Origin of the sequence: Bacteroides faecalis (assembly GCF_003865075.1) — a bacterium.
Taxonomy (GTDB): Bacteria; Bacteroidota; Bacteroidia; order Bacteroidales; family Bacteroidaceae; genus Bacteroides; species Bacteroides faecalis.
The window spans coordinates 212,982-231,567 of record NZ_BHWB01000006.1 but is presented as its reverse complement, the minus strand read 5'-3'; the positions used below and the strand labels follow the sequence as shown (position 1 = coordinate 231,567).

Below are 18,586 nucleotides of genomic sequence, written 5' to 3'. Positions count from 1 at the left end.
AACTATATTGGCCTATAATACGCGGTTTGCTGAATGCTTACAGTTGATTGAAGTTTGTAATAGATTAACAGATCAATTATATAAATACAAATAAACTCTGCCGAACCAATGAATAAGTTATTGATTCGGCAGAGGAAGTTGTAAAATGGGTATCTATCGAGATGTTATTGAATAAAGTCTAGACCGCCTTGTAATGTTTCATACAATTTGCTGAAGAGCCCATCCGGTTAAACCATTTAAAGATAGATCATCCGGTGTTAAATTTATTAGTTTCTCTTTTATGTATTGTTCTACAGCCTGTTCGTTACAAGATAGTTTGTTACTATTTAAAATAGGAGCATATATCAAGATTTGCCAGTTTGCCACGATTGGAGTTATTATCTCATTGGGCAATAAATTATTCCAGTTCATGGATTGTTGAAAGTTGGCTTTTTCAACTAATAGTTTTAAGATACTTCTATCAGATTTCGTATAGAAATTAGCTTGTAAGGCTTTTGTTGTATGTAGATAGAATAACTGCTCAAATTCTGATTGGCTGTTTTTCTGTTCGTTGAAAGTAGAAGCCAAATACACATATAAAATGGAATTAAGGAATCCAATAGGTAATGTTCGTTTCTCTGTTAGTTTTAATATTTTTTCCAGATAGGATATTTGGGTAAACTCTTCTTCCTCCTTTGTATGAGTATATAATGCATAAAGTCCATTAGTATAAACAGGATTGTGTGTTGTGTCTAATTCTTGTATGCAATCATTTAAAGTGCGGTTATAAATGATTGTATTGTAATTTTCAAACACATCATCATCGGCTTCTATGAATGAATTATCTATCAGATGGCGGATACACCAACAGACTCCTGCAATTCCATTTGAAAAATCTGGACTAATTTTAGTGTGGGTATTGTTTAAGATTTGTTCAAGCAGATAATCACCTAATTCTTCATATTGTTTCCATCCGCTTTTACGGGCGTACTGATACATAAACCATGTAATTCCCATTCGCCCATCCTGTAATCCAATGGATTCTACTTGGTAATGATTTAAATATAATGTATTAGCAACTTGGCATAGTAGATCTGTTTTCATCATTTTTTTATTGATTGTTTCTTATAGTGGATGACTTCTCTGAAAAATTGTATCAATGGTACGACATATGTATCGAATGCAAAATCCATACGACTCATCAACACATTTTGCTGTAATTGTTTTAAACGCTCATTATCATATAACTGATCCGCTAAATCTTCATATGATTTGAAAAAGATTCCTATGTCTCGTTTTTTTACATGTGACTGCATTGCCACAATGTGCTTGGAGTTATCCTTTTGTATCATAGGAAGTCCTGTTGCTGCTAATGTATTCATACGTGCTGGCATGTTTAAATCGTCCCATGAAGCTTTTCGTAATGAGCCATGATTTGTGCTGTCAAAACAATGTAACCACCCGGCATCATACTGGGAAAATTCTTTTACCCATTCTTTGGGTGAGCAGCGCGTATGTAGATGGAAATGATCGGGGGTAGCGTTGAATGCTCCTTCTATGAAACCTTTTTTATGTTCCAGGTAATTCTCTACATATAGATGTACATGTACTTTACGACTTGCCAATATAGCTAGATCTTTAAATCCAACCCCCACTAATCGTCCTGGAGCTACAGTATGAATTTCTCCGTCAGTTTCAGATAATCGGGGCGAAAAATCATCTGTAAAATAATCGGCTTTGGGTAAATCACCGTCCATTACAAATGATAAACCTCTGGGAGACACAAACTGTTCGTACCATTCTTTTATTTCTGGATTAAGATAAATATTTCCATCTGCCAAATGATATAGAGAAAGTAGTTTGTCCCATGTACCGTAACGTTGGGCAACCATTGGGCCTTCTTTAAAATGCCATACTAATGGGATTTCAGGGAATTTTTGGGCTACAAGATAAGTCCATTCTATGGCTTGATAATTCAACAAACCATAAATAATATCGGGCTTAATTTGTCTGATTTCTTCTTCCCAGTACTCTCGTGATATATCGGTTATATGTCCGAAAGGTAAAGGACCTACTGTGAAGAAATTTGCATTTGGTTTAGGAATCCATAATCCATATAATTTATGCCCAGCTTGTTCTAATGCATAAATACGTTCAGGATTATATGCTAATTCACCCACAATCAATATTTTTAGAGCATCTTCTTTCACGGGATAGATAGCTCTGAACGATTGGTATATTTCTTCTTCATTCACAAAGTTAATGGCAGATACCCGCATTTTTAGAGGTTCTTTCACTTGATAATAACTGCGATAAATATTCAAGCCGCCGTTGTGTTTATCATCTATTTGTTTATGTCGCTGGGTAAGATGGATTGTCCACGAACAGGTTTCTTGGTCTATATGTAAAAAACTTCCATATCCGGTTAGTTTATGCCAGAACATCTGAAACAAATCTTTCGTTACCCATTGGCTTCGTTCTATCCATCTGTCTACCGTTTTTTTATGGGCAACTTGTACCAATTGTAATCCTAATCCGGCGAACAATCCCGCTATTGTATGATTTTTATTATACTGATACGAATCTATAATTTGTGACGAAGCATTTGTATAGAGCAATATCTGATCTTCTGATTGTTTGAAGCGTTCTTTTATTATTTGCAAATGTTCTTCATAATAATAATCGTCAGAAGGTAAATAGGCTATGTAGTTGTTTTTAGCTTTATCTAATGCCTGATTCAAAGCATACCCCAATCCTTGATTGGGGGTATATTTTATATAGGACACTCGTTCATCTTGTAGATAATCTTGAATAAAATCTTCAGTAAGATCAGTACAGCCATCATTCACAATAATCAATTCCCAATTTGCGTATGTTTGAGCAAACAGGCTGTTGATGGCTCTACGAATATACATACATTGATTGTATGTAGGCATGATAACGGTAAATGAGATTTCTTTCTTTTCCATAATATTCTATATTTAATTCGGCAAGGAATTCTATACTTATTTGTGGAATGCTTACATTTATTCCATTCCAAAATTATATCGAACTCAGTTTTTTAAGACTATTCCTGTATAAATCAAATAGATGAACTCAATCGAGAATCTTATTCTCATGTAATCCATATTCAAGTGAGAGTAACTAAGGTTTGCCTGATTTTGTTTGGTTCACCATATTGAACCTTGATTCTAATGTGTATTTTTTTAATGCATTCCAAAAGTTTATGTTTAACTTTTGGAGTGCATGTCAAATATCCTGAGACAGTTATTTATAATTCATTTCATAAATATAGATTATCTTGCAGCATAAGATTACAAGGATTAAATCAATAATATTTCTTTTATTGCTTTATATGGCAAAGATTCTGTTTTCCTATTTCAAATTCATAACATGATGGAGAAGGACAAATCCATTTATATCTGCAAGTGTTACAAGCGCCCTGTTCTCTAAGTCGTAACCATGACTTACCATATTTTATTTCCTTACTAGCTAACTCCCTTAGATCCGCATTCATTATATTTCCCCAAGTTGGAAGATATGGATTCCCTTTTATGTCTCCATTAGGGAAAATGATGATTTTTCCAAAATCATAAGAATTAAATATTTGATGTTGGAAAATATCGTCTTTCGATATACAACTTTCCAATAAACTTTCTGGAGTATTAAATACAAACTTTTCAAAAAACTGAATATTATTGTTATAAATAGGAATTAATTCATAACTGAAAATGTGAAGTTCATTGATTATTGCATTTGCAATTTCATAGTCATCCTCGTTAAAAACTAAAAAGATGTATGTAAATGTTGATGATAGTTTGTTAGAACTTTTGATAATATTTTTTAGTATTTCTTTTTGGATTGGAAATGTTATGACAATCTTAAAATCGAAAATTTGAAAATTTGTATTCCATGCAAATTTTAGATAATCAACACAAATTGTGGCCCTTGGTAGATTGGGTATTAAAGAAAATACATTATGTAATGAAAAATATGACATGATATCAGTGCCTAAAAAAGTTAGGTGGCATTTCGATGGTAGTATTGACAATATTTTATTTAGGATTTCTATTGAAAGTTCAGATATAAGCTCATCGCTAACCAAAAGTTGTGTCTGATTAAAAATCTTCTTGTATAAATAAACATTTGAAGATGGAGATATGTCAGTAACTATCTTCACCTCATTTAAATAAGAAAAAGCGTTATGAGCATCTACTTCTTTATCTTTTTGAAAATTGCATATAGGTGGAATTATAACTGGCATTTCTGTTAATAATTCTTTGTCTATTAAATCCCCCAAAACAGTTCTCTCACTTTTTCAATGAAGTAATATACACTTTGGTCTTCCATGATTTCTTTAGAAAGTTTTATACGTCTCATATTAGATGGATCATCTAATTTCAGAATAAACTTTAATAGTGGTTGGGTGGTTGGAAATTCGACAGAATCGTATGTAATAGAATTATATAGTAGTACATTAGTGTTGTCATGAAAAATAAACACAAATGATTCTAGGTAAAATATATTATTTGTAGTCATGAGAGTTTTATTTTTAAAATATTATTATAGATAGATGGAGTATGCTCTAATATACCGAGTAATTTACCAAAGGTATAGTAGAAATCTTTTAGATCCATATAAGCATTACATTTAGGATGGTTACTATCAATTTGATCGATAAAGAAAAAACATTTTCCACAAAACATTTTCCCATGGCATCGATTACATTGGTGATTAAGAATCTCAAATATTTGGTTATACTTTTCTGCAATTAGTTCTGGATTGATATTGACACATTTATCAGTGACTTCTCCTAATGCATATTTATGAGATACTTTTTCACAAGGAAGAATTTTTCCATCACATGATATATATATTTTTTTGTGAAAGGAGGGCAAGTTCCTGTTTGCATAAGTATTTTCTTTTGTAGATGTTTCAACAAAAAAAAGTAATAATCTTTGTAAATAACGCCAGAATAGTAATAAAGAAATGAAAATATGTTACGGATAATAGGAGAATTCTCAAAATAAACTTCATTGTTGCTTATATTTATTTCTTTAGACATGTTTTTATACATTCGATTAAATTTATCCATTTTACTTTTATCTATTTCTGAAGATGTTAGTTCTCCTATAGAAGGCTTTTTATTAAATTGTTGTTTAAAAAAAGAGTAGATTTCATTAACCGAATTCTTATTGTGCAAAACAGAATTAAATGAAACATTTCTTTCGAAATATTCTGGATACTTTTTTCTTAGTTTATTGATGTTATTAAGTACAATATTATAACTAGATAAATTATTTTTTAATACTCTATACCCATTGTTAAATTCATTTCCATCCAAACTTATCAATAAATTGAAATCATGTTTTACTAAGAAATCCATATATTTATCTAATAATATGGCATTGGTTGTCATGGAATATTTGAAGATAATATTAGATTTTGCTGCTTTACTATCCACATAATAAATAATATCTTCTATTAATTTTATGTTTAAAAGTGCCTCTCCACCATAAAAACCAATATTTTGTCTTTTGTTAAATGAAACATAGTTTTTAGAATTCCATATGTTAAATAAATAATCTATAATATTTTTAGCTTTGGCAAAAGTGAGTGTATTATTAGGAGAATATTCTAAGTTGTCATAACATTCACCATATGCACAGTAAGCGCATTTCATATTGCATTTTGTTGTAACTTCAAATACAAGTTGAGATGAATTAACAAGATTCTGTATTATGTCATTTGGTGTATATCTCTTGAATTCTGTCTCTATTGGTTCGTTCTCTTGGAATATATATTTCTTCATATATACATATTTTCTTTGATAATATTCAATATTTTCAATTGAAACTAATGGGAATTCTTTTGCCAAAGTTTTAATATCGATTGGATTCCCTGAGTTTTTAGTTCTGATTATAGAGTATAGAATTGGATGTATATATACTAGAACTTTACTATTATTATTATAATAATAAATATTATTGTAATTTGTAAAAAATAATGGTTCCATTATCGTTCTTTTTTTATAATTATAATCGGATTATCTTCTTCTCTTATTTTTTTTCCACTTTTGGAAGTAATCATATTTATTTGCTCCTTATCCAAATCACCAGGCCAGATATATGATCCCTCCCCACAAATACCATCGATATCTTTTTGAATATTATCTAAAACAAATGTGGATTTATTCGTTTTATTGTATACAATAGTTTTATGTTCCATGTTATATGTGATATTGAGTTTTAGATACTTCTTATATTCATGAATTGTTATTATTTTCATGTACATTCCCCTTTTATAATCAGCAGGCAATGTGTTTTTGATCTCTTTAAAATCTTTATACTTACCAAAATCAACAATATAACGCGGATAATCAATGCGTCCTTTTTTTAATGCGTATATAGTATCTCGGATACCATCATAATAACTCATTGTATCATTATAAGTCCAAAACGCATCAAATGGTACTCCAGAGATATGTTTTATTTCTTTTAATTCTGATAAACTAATAGATGTATGTTTATAAAGAGTATCCCCTTTTTCCACTCCTATTATTATATAACTATACTCGCAGCTTTCTGGAGTTCTACTGAGTAAGCCTCTCCTATTTGTAATAAGCAATTGATCTTTATCAATTAAGAAGAAGTTATTTCTAAACGTGGGCACTGGAATAGATCTTAAATAATGGTTATTTATATCATACACATGGATATAGTTTGTATAATTATCAAGCGCATAAAATTCCTTACGATCCTCATTAAAAAGCTCGTCTTTTACTGATATAAATTCGCCCGGTCCTTGTCCTGTCTTTCCCAATTTTACAACAAAATCTCCTTTTTTATTGAAAAGAAATCCTCCCATGAAAATAAAGTTATCAGTAATATGGTAATTGGGAATTTTATCTACCAGATATTTATTATTAGTTTCAAGGGGAATATATTCAACATTGGAAAATAATTCACTTGCATTAATAACTTTCTTGTTATTATTATCCCATGCTTCAGCAATATCTATAACAGGGATTTCAGGGCTTAAGTCGTTTCGACTATTAGAATGACATGATATAAATAAGCATGTAAACAATATAATTATATAGTGTGTTTTCATTTCGCTATATTGAAAGTTTGTTTAATAATAGCTCACTAAGTAGTATCAGACTACTTAGTGAGTTTTCATTTACTAGCCTCTACTTCCTGTGTCCTCAGATACATATTTATCTAAATCATAGTCCCAATGCATGAGCCAGCACATACCAGGACGATCACCAGTTATACTACCATACCAATCCCCTGGAGTGTCTAAAAGATAAACAGAATTGGCTGCAAGATTGTCTTCTGTTGAAGACGGTCCCAAGCATCCGCAACCACAGCTACCTTGTCCGTTACCATAATACACACCTCCTTGCAGGAGGAGCATCTCATTTTTACTTAAGCTCATTTTTTCTAAGCGGCTTAAGTGGATTTTACTTAATTTTTTCATTACTTAATTTTTTAATTAGCTTACACGCTTAAGGCCTTTCAGCATTCACCCTTACTATATTTTTATTTATTATAGTATCTATATTTATTGTATTCCTATTTCAAACAAAGACAGTTTCTAAATAGTTAACATTATAAATTTCCTCTATATATGCTTCCAATATTTTTACTTTTATAATAATTTGAGTAACTAAAGTTAATCATTAAAGTGACACACTTAGTCTGGGTTAAGAGCCTATTTAATTTTATTCAATTGTGCATACAAAATACGATAATTGTGAAAGCGTTAACTGAATATTATTGGTAAAGACATAAGAAAATGACTTTTTACATATTATTGGCATATAGTCGGCTGCGAAAGTCAAACTTCTCGATAAAGATTCAACATTTTTTCTCGGAAAATCATCAGATCATATTTCTTCAGGAATCTTTTTCGAGCGTTCTCTGCCAAAATTTCCGCATAGCCGGGTTGTTTAATCAGTTGTATCATTTTGGCTGATAATGCTTCAGCATCAATTACTTGTTGTTTACCATCGTTCATTACAGGTATTTTCAATCCTGAAATGTCATTTTCTACAATCTCCGATAAGCCTCCTGTATCTGATACAATAATAGGTAACTGGTTCATCATCATCTCAATAGCAACAAATCCGAACTCTTCATGGAGGGAACTCACAATCCCCATATCTGCTATATGATAAAGTTCATATAATACATCTTTCTCTAGCCTTCCGGTAAAAGTTATTTGTGACCAGATATCTTTTGCTTCTTTCAACCATCGGTTGAAGTTTCCATCGCCTGCAATCAGTAATCTGGCATTTTTATATGTTTCTAATACTTTCCTGAATGCCTGAATGAGGTAAGCGATACCTTTCACCTCATCCAGACGTCCTGCAAAAATTAAGAGAGGAACTCCTTCCTGAATGTAATATTTATGCCTAAGGATTCGTTTTTGCTCTTCGTTTACAGGTATATAACAATCTTTTAGTGCGTTGTTTATTAATACGATTTTCTTTGCATCTATCCGGCAGATACTTGTAAATGATTCCATAGAATGGCGGGCGATGCAAACAAATTTGTCACATTTAGTAATCATTTTGGTATCTTCTTTTATGTCTTTAACGATATTCTGTTCGCTATAATTGCGTTTTTTAGGCCTTTTTTTCAGAATTTGTTGAAGCTTAAGATTATCTCCCAACAGAGTAAAGCTCCAATTAGAATAATGTGCAACTAATATGACTTTACATTTGAACATCTTTCTCAGGTTGCTGACCAGTGTCGGATTATTCATAAAATTCAGATGGAAAATATATTCTACCCCTTTCTCTACTGGAATGAATTCTTTCAGCAAATAAGCAATATTTCGTGTATAATACTCACGACCGCGGGAATTACAGGAGTTCGTACTCGGAATAGATATTAATTGATATCCTTCTTTTTCTGTAACTGTAACTTCCTCTCCTGCTGCATGAATATAAATGAGCCCAAATTCAATCTCTTCCTTTTTTAGACAATCAATCAATTGTGCAATATACGTTCCAATTCCATATATAGCAGCACGCGAATTATTGTTGAATATATAAATCTTCTTTTTCGTCATACACTTTCCTCCTGCATCATTTTAAGTCCTATTCCTGCATGTCCTTCTTTGATTCCTAAGTTTCTATTTACAATAAAATTAAGGGGATCGTTTACATGAATTTGAGCAATGAAATTATCAAGGAAATCCATTTCACAGGATGTTTCCTTTTTGTTGATAATATCCTGTAGGATACCGATAAGGCGTAAGCATTCTGTGTCATCGGGTATATTGGTTTGTAAAGAGTGTACTAAATCAATGATATAATCTTTGAAAATGGAAGAATACTCTCTGCCTGCGCAGCGGCTAATTACATAAATAGCAATTCCTTTCAGTCCATTTTCTATTGAAAAGTCTTTCACTCTCCTGACATCTCTTTCTAAAATTCGATAGTCCAATTCTCTCAGAACCTCATCCGGATCCGCTTTTACAAAGTTATTTCTTATTAAATACTCCATTCCCCAGGCAATACCTGCCAAGCCATTTCCGAAGTTTGGTGAGCAATCGATATGTATTTCTGCATAAATCTCGTCAATGAGCTCTCCTGCAAACTTTTCATATCTTTTGCAACCTGTATACTTGGAATAATTCATGAAAAACAGGATAATTCCCATTTTTCCTTCAAACAGCCCGATTTTGTCCATAAAGCTACTGTGTAGCATCAAATATCTGGCGATACGTTGTAGCATTTCTTGTTTATTATTCATAAGTTCTCAGTTAATATTTTTTTTATCGGTAATAAAATACGTTCCAACAAAGACATATCATCAGTGATGATATCTGCCTGACCCTCCATTTCCGAAATAAAAGGCAGTTCTTTACCATAAGTAGTAGTAAGCCCATCCGGCAGATCGATTTCAACTACATAATGATTTTTAGTCTCCACCTTGATCGCGATAAGAGAGATATTTCGTACCTTTCCTTTTACTAGACCGAATTCGTTATCCGGGTAATTGCTAAATCTTATATTCACCTTTTGCCCAACTTTTACCTTCCCTGAACGTTCGGCAGGAAGTAAGGCTTTTCCAATCAAATGATTGTTAGATGAAGGAATCACATTAAATGCGATATCACCTGAAATGATATTTTGGTTCTCAATCCAATAATTAGTGAATGTAACTTTTCCGGGTATGGGCGCAATCAATGCATAGCTTATTTCCCATGCTTGTATTTCTGTTAATAGCTGAATGGTTAACGACTTCAGTTGAGTAGTCAGTGTACTTTCTTTATCGATGTACTGATATTCTGTATCGAGCAAATTTTCTTTCATTTCAGCCAGTTGAATATGCAGGTTCTCAAGCGTAGAATGCATATTCTCCATAGAAAGCTGTCCTCCAATATATTGATTGTAAGTCGTTTCCAAAGCTTTGCCCGAGACTGCTCCCTTTATGTGTAAAGTCGAATCTCTTTGATATTGTTTATATGCGATTACCAGTTGTTGGCTCACCAGTTCTTCCTGATACAACATATCTTGGTAGCGTTTTTCATTTCTGCTAATCCGATCTTTCATCATATCTATCTTGTCCTGATAGTACCCTAGTTTTCTGAACTGAATATATTGGGATAATGCCAGATAATAGGATGAATAAAGTGCTTGACAGAGTCCCAGATTCATATCTTTTAGTGGCAATGAAACGATTGAATCGGGGTATGACATATATTTATGCAAGAATTTCTTCAGATAAAGAATGTCTGCTGTTTTAGCCGGATTCTCTATGACTGCAAGATAATCTCCTGTCTGTACAAGTTGATTGTCCTGTACAAATAACTCTTGTAGCTTACCTGATGACTTTGCTACGATATTTGCAGCAGGCTTGCTTCCGGTGAGCGTAATGGCAGATGTGATGGTATCCGGGTATTTGAATATGCTACTGCCGATTAATAAAATAACGACGATGATAGCAACAGTGGTAATACCCCAGCGTAGTATCCATGGGGGGATACCACTCAGAACTTCTTGGAATTCTTCACTTCTGAGTTCTATTATATCTTCTTCTTTTTTTTCTTGCTCTTTCATCATATTATACTCCCAACTCTAACTGGTTTCTCACTAAGGTATAATAAGCTCCTTTCTTCTCAGTCAGTTCTTTATGTGTTCCTTCTTCGATTACTTTACCTTCATCCAGTACAATAATATTATCTGCATTCTGCACAGTACTAAGCCTGTGTGCTACAATCACTACCGTTCGTCCTTTATAGAATTCCTTTAAATTATCTAATATGATTCGTTCATTATTGGCATCCAGTGCATTGGTCGCTTCGTCAAAGAATATAAACATCGGATTTTTATAAATAGTCCGCGCAATCAATAGACGCTGTTTTTGTCCTTGACTGACACCGTTTCCTTCCATACCTATTTTACTATTGTATTTTAAAGGAAGTGATTCAATAAACTCTTTGATATTGGCTGTTTCTACGGCATACAATAGTTTCTTTTGGTCAACAGTTTCTTCACTCAGTGCAATGTTGTTTGCAATGGTATCGGAGAAAAGGAATCCTTCTTGCATCACAGCACCTGTATTCTGCCTCCACAAGTGGGGATTGATGTCTGTAAGCGAGTAGTTGCCTACTTTTATTTTACCTTTTACCGGTTCGTAAAAGCCTAATAATAACTTTATGATAGTTGTTTTTCCACTACCACTGGCTCCTACAATCGCTGTTACTTTATTTTGGGGAATAGTTAGGTTCAGGTTTTCCAGTACATATTCTCTTTCTGCACCATCATAGCTGAAGTTTACATTTTCCAGTTTGAGTGTTTTATCTTCCGGAAGTGTGTTTATTTTGCTTTCCACGACAGCAACCTCGTCTTCCTTATTATTAATCTCGTTCAGTCGCTCCAAGCTGATTTTAGCATCTTGTAGAGATTGGCTGAAACCAATCACCTGACCGATCGGACCGGATAGCTGACCAATGATATAACTGATAGACATCATCATACCCAATGTGATTTCTCCGTCTACAACAGCTTTAGCTGCCAAAAATGAAATGAGTAATGAGGTTGTCCGGCTGAAAAAGAGAGAACCGACTTGCTGAATCTGTCCCAAAGCAGTTCCTTGGATACTGATTTTAAACAGCTTCACTTGGATAGATTCCCATTTCCAGCGTTGTTGCTTCTCACAATTATTCAGTTTAATTTCCTGCATACCGGTGATAAGTTGTACCATATTGCTTTGATTGGCGGAAGCTTGCGCGAATCGGGCATTATCTAATTTACGGCGATAACGCATAAAGGATAAAATCCAGGTCACATATAACGCATTTCCTACCAAAAAGACAACTAATATGGTCAGGTTATAATAGGCCATTATAAAGGCAAAAATAAAAAAGTTGAAGAATGAGAATATAGTGGTTAAGGTCGTTCCTGTCATGAATGACTGAATACGCCCGTGATCTCCAATGCGTTGCAGAATATCTCCTATATTCTTCGCGTCGAAAAAACGAATGGGTAACCTCATCAGTTTGGCAAGAAAATCAGAGATTAGAGTAATACTTATTCGGGTGTTCATGTGCAGACTGATCCAGCTTTGGATGAAACCGACCCCCATCTGAGTGACTGATAAAACCAACTGGGCAATAAGTATCAGAGTGATAAAGTTAAGATTACGGTTTCCGATACCTTGATCAACCATTGCTTGTGTAAGAAAAGGGAGAATAAGTGAGAAAACACTTCCCAATAGCATTCCGACTACAAGTTGGCAAAGCTGTGACCTGTAAGGAAATAAATAACGAAGATAAAAGGATAAATTCCTTTTCTGTTGCTCCTGATCATCGATTTGCTCGTAGAAATCGGGGGTTGGAGATAATACCAAAGCTGTGCCGGAATCTTTTCCTTCTTTTCGAGTGCTTATCCAGCATTTTTCGAATCCGGTAGTGTTCATATCATATTTTCCTTTACCAGGATCGGAAATTTTGAAAATATCTCCTGATTTTCTCTTTTTAATAGCATACAGCACCACAAAATGACTCTGGTTCCAGTGGAGGATACAAGGTAAAGGTACATCCTCGATAAGTTGTTCCAAGCTAATTCGTACTCCTTGCGTTCTAAAACCAATGCTTTCAGCAGCATCGCTAATACCCAACATGGAAACTCCTTGCCGGGTAATAAAGCTCCTTTCCCTCAAATTCTGTAGGGAATAACTACGACCATAGTATTTGGCAATCATGCGTAAACAAGATGGACCACAGTCCATAGAGTCGAGTTGCTGATAATGAGGAAAAGGTTTAATCATCACTTTTTCTGTTATTGGCTATTTTAAAATAGTTTAACGCTAAATGTTTTTATCATTATACCCAAGCATTGAAGAAATAATGAATAGAATATGCTTCTTCCAATTTGTTTTCTAGCTCCTCGGATTCATATCCCTGCCGTATTAGTGAAATTTCATTAGCAGTGTAAGGAGACACATATTTGGAAGGAATTAGGTGGATAGTGTCTTTATCAGTATATTCTTCATATAGTTTTATTATTTGAAGAGGACCAGTGGTATGAAAGATTTCTAATACTCTATTTCTTCGTGACAAATCATTCGGATCTGGTTTCTTATATTGAAAAACAGTATCTACAATTTTCTTCATAAAAGGATGTCCTGGTACACATGCCATCATAGCATTATTAAAGAAGAGTTCACGCCCAAACCGTTTGCCATGTTCTTTAGGTTCCATTGAGAAACAACAGGTTTTATCTTTAAGTAAGTCGTTATGAGAAGCTAGACATTCTGTGTCAAAATCAACGTACATTCCCCCTATCTTATCTAGAATAAGATAACGTATAGCGTCCCATCGCTGTATATTATATTGAAAACTATAATATACATCCCAATAGTTGGGATAATACTGTTTAATAAAAGATTTGATTCGATTATTGTCCCAGAATTCATAACTCCAGTCAGGATGATATTCTTTCCAAGTCTCACTTAATATTTTAAGATCTTCAGGTAAGGGCTTTTCTTCTCCTGACCATAACTGGTGGATTATTTTCGGAATGTTGTTCATAGTATTAAGTTTTTCATATTAACAAAGTGTTTTGTAAAATAAAGTGTATCCTATTGCTTATATAGAATGATCCATAAATTGAATCATCTAAATGTTCAAGGACTCTTGTGCTTTTCTGAAATGCAAGGTAGGAAGTTTGGGTTATCGAAGCAAATAAAACGGCTGACCATTTCGGACCAATATCTTTTTTGTTAAAAATATTCCATTTCATCGGGGATTTTCTTGTTGATAATTCCTATTAATATTTGGCTAATTTCAAATTCGATGAGTATTTGTTATGATCGTCATTGACATATTTGGCTTTGAATTTCATTTATTGAGGTGAAAAAATGTCTAGGAAGACAAATCGACTGAATAGTTTAGGTCAAAGATGAGTCTAATTTCTTATGGTGGGAAGGGAGGGGAGGAGGCTTGAAAAAATAATAGTCGGCTTACATTGTAAATATTTTACGCTGTAAGCCGACTTTTTATATAAGTCTTAGATTTCTTCTATTATACGTTCTTTACTTTAATCAGATACTCAGCAATCTGTACCGCATTCAGTGCAGCACCTTTCTTAATCTGATCACCTACAATCCAGAAAGTCAATCCGTTTTCGTTAGTCAGGTCTTTGCGGATACGTCCTACATAAACAGGATCTTTACCGGCAAGAAACAAAGGCATCGGATATTCTTTTTCAGCCGGATTATCTTGGAGAACCAAACCATCACCTTTGGCGAATGCTTCGCGAGCTTCTTCTACAGAGATTGGACGTTCAGTTTCTACCCAGATACTTTCAGAGTGAGCACGTAATGCAGGAACGCGAACGCAAGTTGCACTGACTTTGATGTCAGAATGCATAATCTTACGTGTCTCGTTGAACATCTTCATCTCTTCTTTGGTATAACCGTTTTCAGTAAACACATCAATCTGAGGAATCAGGTTGAATGCCAACTGATAAGCAAACTTTTCTACAGTAACAGGTTCGTTAGTCAATACCTGACGATATTGTTCGTACAGTTCGTCCATGGCAGCAGCACCTGCACCGCTGGCAGCCTGGTAAGTAGAAACATGTACCGTTTTTATATGAGAAAGCTGTTCGATGGCTTTCAGTGCAACTACCATCTGGATAGTTGTACAGTTCGGGTTGGCAATGACGCTACGTGGACGCTTCAATGCGTCAGCGGCATTCACTTCAGGTACTACCAAAGGTACATCAGCGTCCATACGGAAAGCACTAGAGTTATCAATCATCACAGCACCATATTGGGTGATGGTCTTTTCGAACTCTTTAGATGTTCCTGCACCAGCGGAAGTGAAAGCAATGTCTACACCTTTAAAGTCATCGTTGTGTTGTAAGAGTTTAACCTCGATCTGTTTACCGCGGAAAGTATAAGTTGTTCCGGCACTACGTTTAGAACCGAACAAAACTAACTCGTCCATCGGGAAGTTTCTTTCATCGAGCACGCGCAGGAACTCCTGTCCTACGGCTCCGCTTACGCCAACAATAGCTACTTTCATCTTTTTCTTTTGTTAAATGTGAATAAATTGATTATCTACCTATTCTACCGAATAGTAAAGAATTGGCTGCAAAATTATAACATTTTGCCATATAATCCGCATTTTATTCGAAGAATTATTATGTATTCTCTTTCTGTACGAATTGGAGGTGTGCGAACTTTTTTGTTCCTTTGCAGTGAAATCCTAAAACCATGGACGTATGAATCTGTTTGATTTTGATTTAACTATACCAATCACTGACCCGACCTGGGTGTTTTTTCTTGTATTAATAATCATCCTTTTTGCGCCAATGATTCTGGGACGTCTGCATATTCCTCATATTATCGGAATGATCTTGGCTGGTGTCCTGATTGGAGAACATGGTTTTCATATCCTGGATCGTGATAGTAGTTTTGAACTATTTGGAAAAGTGGGACTCTATTATATCATGTTTCTTGCCGGATTGGAAATGGATATGGAGGATTTCAAGAAAAACCGGACGAAAGGTATTGTTTTCGGTTTGTTTACTTTTGTTATCCCGATGGCGCTTGGTGTATGGAGTAGCATGAGTTTTCTCGGTTATGGTTTTACTACGGCTGTTTTATTGGCTAGTATGTATGCTTCCCATACGTTGATTGCTTATCCTATTATTAGTAGATACGGACTTTCCCGACTTCGCTGTGTCAATATAACAATTGGTGGTACTGCTGTAACCGTTACCCTTGCATTGATAATTCTTGCTGTGATTGGTGGAATGTATAAAGGTACGATTGACAGCATGTTCTGGGTCCTGTTGGTAGTGAAAGTTGCCTTCCTGGGTTTCCTGATTATATTTTTCTTCCCACGTATCGGTCGCTGGTTTTTCCGAAAATATGATGACAGTGTGATGCAGTTTGTGTTTGTGCTGGCAATGGTCTTTCTGGGAGGTGGTCTGATGGAGTTTGTGGGAATGGAAGGGATTCTCGGAGCTTTCTTGGCCGGTCTTGTCCTGAACCGCTTGATTCCACATGTCTCGCCACTGATGAACCGGCTAGAGTTTGTAGGAAACGCCTTGTTTATTCCTTATTTCCTGATTGGAGTGGGAATGATTATCGATATCCGAAGCCTTTTTATGGGTGGGGAAGCATTGAAAGTAGCTTTAGTTATGACAATAGTCGCTACCTTTAGTAAATGGTTGGCTGCATGGCTTACTCAGAAGATTTATCATATGCAACCTAACGAACGGAGCATGATGTTCGGATTAAGTAACGCACAGGCAGCGGCTACTTTGGCGGCAGTGCTGATTGGACATGAAATCATTATGGAGAACGGGCAACGTTTGCTGAATGATGATGTGCTGAACGGTACGGTTGTTATGATACTTTTTACGTGCATCATCAGTTCTCTGGTGACCGAACGTGCCGCCCGTCGTTTTGCCATTAACGAAAGTGTTCAGGAAGAAGAAGGCGAAAAGAAATTGCAGGAACAGATTCTTATTCCAGTTGCCAATCCTGAAACGATTGAGGACTTGATAAACTTGGCTTTAGTCATAAAAGACGCCAAACAAAAAAATGGATTGATAGCGTTGAATGTGATTAATGACAATAACAGTTCCGAGAATAAAGAATTGCAAGGAAAACGTAATCTTGAGAAAGCGGCTATGATTGCTGCAGCAGCAGACGTGCCGGTGACGATGGTGAGCCGCTATGATTTAAATATTGCTTCGGGAATTATACATACTATAAAAGAATATGAAGCTACGGATGTTGTTATCGGTCTGCACCGGAAAGCTAATATAGTCGATTCCTTCTTTGGAAATCTGGCGGAAAATCTGTTGAAAGGTACGCATCGGGAAGTGATGATTGCAAAGTTCTTGATGCCGGTGAATACACTTCGCCGTATCAATATTGCAGTACCGCCGAAAGCGGAGTATGAAACCGGATTTCAGAAATGGGTGGAACATTTCTGCCGGATGGGAAGTATGCTGGGATGTCGGGTACATTTCTTCGCCAATGAACATACTTTAATGCGTTTGCAGCAATTGGTGAAAAAGAGACATAGCAGTACACCGACTGAATTTTCGATATTGGAAGAATGGGATGACCTGCTGTTATTGACAGGGCAGGTGAATTATGATCATTTGCTGGTTGTGATTAGCGCTCGTCGCGGTTCCATTTCTTATGATCCTTCTTTTGAGCGTCTGCCGGGACAACTTGGGAAATATTTTGCCAATAATAGTTTGATTATCTTGTATCCGGATCAGTTTGGAGAACCGCAGGAGATTGTTTCGTTCTCCGATCCGCGCGGATATAATGAATCACAACATTATGATAAGGTAGGCAAATGGTTTTATAAATGGTTAAAGAAAAGTTGATGGAAGAGAATTGGCAACAACGGACAGAGCTCCTGTTGGGAGAGGATAAAATGAAACGCATCCGGGAGTCGCACGTGTTAGTCGTAGGTTTGGGTGGTGTAGGGGCTTATGCTGCTGAAATGCTTTGTCGTGCGGGAATGGGACGGATAACGATTGTGGATGCTGATACCGTACAGCCAACTAATATGAATCGCCAGTTGCCCGCCATGCACTCTACATTGGGCATGTCGAAAGCGGAGGTGCTTGCAACAAGGTATAAAGATATTAATCCGGAAATAGAGTTGGTAGTAATGCCTGTATATCTGAAAGATGAAAATATTCCGGAACTGTTGGATTCTACCAAGTTTGATTTTATTGTTGATGCGATCGATACCATTAGTCCGAAATGTTTTCTAATTTTTGAGGCAATGAAACGTCATATTAAAATTGTTTCGAGCATGGGTGCAGGGGCAAAAAGCGATATTACACAAGTTCGTTTTGCCGATCTTTGGGAGACTTATCATTGTGGATTGAGTAAAGCCGTTCGGAAAAGATTGCAGAAAATGGGAATGAAACGGAAATTACCAGTGGTATTCAGTACGGAACAGGCGGACCCGAAGGCTGTATTGCTGACGGATGACGAACGGAATAAAAAGTCCACTTGCGGGACGGTGAGTTATATGCCGGCGGTGTTTGGGTGCTATCTGGCGGAATATGTTATTAAACGATTATAGAAGGTTA

14 protein-coding genes are annotated in these 18,586 nt (G+C 35.3%); 2 read left to right on the top strand and 12 right to left on the bottom strand.

Annotated elements, in window-relative coordinates:
- Positions 1-198: 198 nt before the first annotated feature.
- From EJF25_RS12590 to EJF25_RS12535, 12 genes are all read right to left on the bottom strand, one after another.
- Positions 199-1,086 (bottom strand): glycoside hydrolase family protein, encoded by an 888-nt coding sequence (locus EJF25_RS12590; RefSeq protein WP_125041431.1) that lies wholly within the window; start codon positions 1,084-1,086, stop codon positions 199-201.
- On the bottom strand, positions 1,083-2,948 hold the full coding sequence (locus EJF25_RS12585) for a glycosyltransferase (protein WP_125041430.1): 1,866 nt from the start codon (positions 2,946-2,948) through the stop codon (positions 1,083-1,085). Before EJF25_RS12585 ends, EJF25_RS12590 begins: the two co-directional genes overlap by 4 nt.
- Before the next feature lie 374 nt (positions 2,949-3,322).
- Positions 3,323-4,279: a hypothetical protein gene (locus EJF25_RS12580; protein ID WP_125041429.1), complete on the bottom strand. Its 957-nt coding sequence runs from the start codon at positions 4,277-4,279 to the stop codon at positions 3,323-3,325.
- A 513-nt stretch (positions 4,280-4,792) separates the two neighbouring features.
- Entirely contained in the window at positions 4,793-5,995 is a 1,203-nt protein-coding gene (locus EJF25_RS12575) for a radical SAM peptide maturase (protein WP_125041428.1), read from the bottom strand.
- Entirely contained in the window at positions 5,995-7,092 is a 1,098-nt protein-coding gene (locus EJF25_RS12570; protein WP_125041427.1) for a DUF4934 domain-containing protein, read from the bottom strand. Before EJF25_RS12570 ends, EJF25_RS12575 begins: the two co-directional genes overlap by 1 nt.
- A gap of 72 nt (positions 7,093-7,164) precedes the next feature.
- Positions 7,165-7,464, bottom strand: coding sequence for a TIGR04149 family rSAM-modified RiPP (locus EJF25_RS12565; protein WP_125041426.1), 300 nt, complete (start codon positions 7,462-7,464; stop codon positions 7,165-7,167).
- Between the two features lie 360 nt (positions 7,465-7,824).
- A complete protein-coding gene (locus tag EJF25_RS12560) occupies positions 7,825-9,063 on the bottom strand; it encodes a TIGR04157 family glycosyltransferase (RefSeq protein ID WP_125041425.1) in 1,239 nt (412 codons plus the stop codon).
- Positions 9,060-9,749 (bottom strand): lanthionine synthetase LanC family protein, encoded by a 690-nt coding sequence (locus EJF25_RS12555; protein ID WP_125041424.1) that lies wholly within the window; start codon positions 9,747-9,749, stop codon positions 9,060-9,062. Before EJF25_RS12555 ends, EJF25_RS12560 begins: the two co-directional genes overlap by 4 nt.
- Entirely contained in the window at positions 9,746-11,062 is a 1,317-nt protein-coding gene (locus EJF25_RS12550) for an HlyD family secretion protein (protein ID WP_235016798.1), read from the bottom strand. The genes EJF25_RS12555 and EJF25_RS12550 overlap by 4 nt, the downstream gene beginning before the upstream one ends.
- A gap of 1 nt (position 11,063) precedes the next feature.
- Positions 11,064-13,271 (bottom strand): peptidase domain-containing ABC transporter, encoded by a 2,208-nt coding sequence (locus tag EJF25_RS12545; RefSeq protein ID WP_125041423.1) that lies wholly within the window; start codon positions 13,269-13,271, stop codon positions 11,064-11,066.
- Between the two features lie 55 nt (positions 13,272-13,326).
- Positions 13,327-14,034 carry a glycosyltransferase family 32 protein gene (locus tag EJF25_RS12540; protein ID WP_125041422.1) on the bottom strand — a complete coding sequence of 236 codons (708 nt, stop codon included), beginning with the start codon at positions 14,032-14,034 and terminating at the stop codon, positions 13,327-13,329.
- Positions 14,035-14,526: 492 nt separating this feature from the next.
- Positions 14,527-15,534 carry an aspartate-semialdehyde dehydrogenase gene (locus tag EJF25_RS12535; RefSeq protein WP_125041421.1) on the bottom strand — a complete coding sequence of 336 codons (1,008 nt, stop codon included), beginning with the start codon at positions 15,532-15,534 and terminating at the stop codon, positions 14,527-14,529.
- 199 nt (positions 15,535-15,733) lie between these two features.
- Between EJF25_RS12535 and EJF25_RS12530 the strand changes: the two genes are divergently transcribed.
- Positions 15,734-17,866, top strand: coding sequence for a cation:proton antiporter domain-containing protein (locus EJF25_RS12530; protein WP_125041420.1), 2,133 nt, complete (start codon positions 15,734-15,736; stop codon positions 17,864-17,866).
- Positions 17,848-18,579 (top strand): tRNA threonylcarbamoyladenosine dehydratase, encoded by a 732-nt coding sequence (locus EJF25_RS12525; protein WP_125041419.1) that lies wholly within the window; start codon positions 17,848-17,850, stop codon positions 18,577-18,579. The genes EJF25_RS12530 and EJF25_RS12525 overlap by 19 nt, the downstream gene beginning before the upstream one ends.
- Positions 18,580-18,586 lie beyond the last annotated feature (7 nt).

Coding starts and splice junctions, on each gene's coding strand:
- EJF25_RS12555 (WP_125041424.1), bottom strand. CDS start 9,749: ATGAATAATAAACAAGAAATGCTACAACGTATCGCCAGATATTTGATG.
- EJF25_RS12565 (WP_125041426.1), bottom strand. CDS start 7,464: ATGAAAAAATTAAGTAAAATCCACTTAAGCCGCTTAGAAAAAATGAGC.
- EJF25_RS12525 (WP_125041419.1), top strand. CDS start 17,848: ATGGTTAAAGAAAAGTTGATGGAAGAGAATTGGCAACAACGGACAGAG.
- EJF25_RS12540 (WP_125041422.1), bottom strand. CDS start 14,034: ATGAACAACATTCCGAAAATAATCCACCAGTTATGGTCAGGAGAAGAA.
- EJF25_RS12575 (WP_125041428.1), bottom strand. CDS start 5,995: ATGGAACCATTATTTTTTACAAATTACAATAATATTTATTATTATAAT.
- EJF25_RS12545 (WP_125041423.1), bottom strand. CDS start 13,271: ATGATTAAACCTTTTCCTCATTATCAGCAACTCGACTCTATGGACTGT.
- EJF25_RS12570 (WP_125041427.1), bottom strand. CDS start 7,092: ATGAAAACACACTATATAATTATATTGTTTACATGCTTATTTATATCA.
- EJF25_RS12530 (WP_125041420.1), top strand. CDS start 15,734: ATGAATCTGTTTGATTTTGATTTAACTATACCAATCACTGACCCGACC.
- EJF25_RS12550 (WP_235016798.1), bottom strand. CDS start 11,062: ATGATGAAAGAGCAAGAAAAAAAAGAAGAAGATATAATAGAACTCAGA.
- EJF25_RS12535 (WP_125041421.1), bottom strand. CDS start 15,534: ATGAAAGTAGCTATTGTTGGCGTAAGCGGAGCCGTAGGACAGGAGTTC.
- EJF25_RS12560 (WP_125041425.1), bottom strand. CDS start 9,063: ATGACGAAAAAGAAGATTTATATATTCAACAATAATTCGCGTGCTGCT.
- EJF25_RS12585 (WP_125041430.1), bottom strand. CDS start 2,948: ATGGAAAAGAAAGAAATCTCATTTACCGTTATCATGCCTACATACAAT.
- EJF25_RS12590 (WP_125041431.1), bottom strand. CDS start 1,086: ATGATGAAAACAGATCTACTATGCCAAGTTGCTAATACATTATATTTA.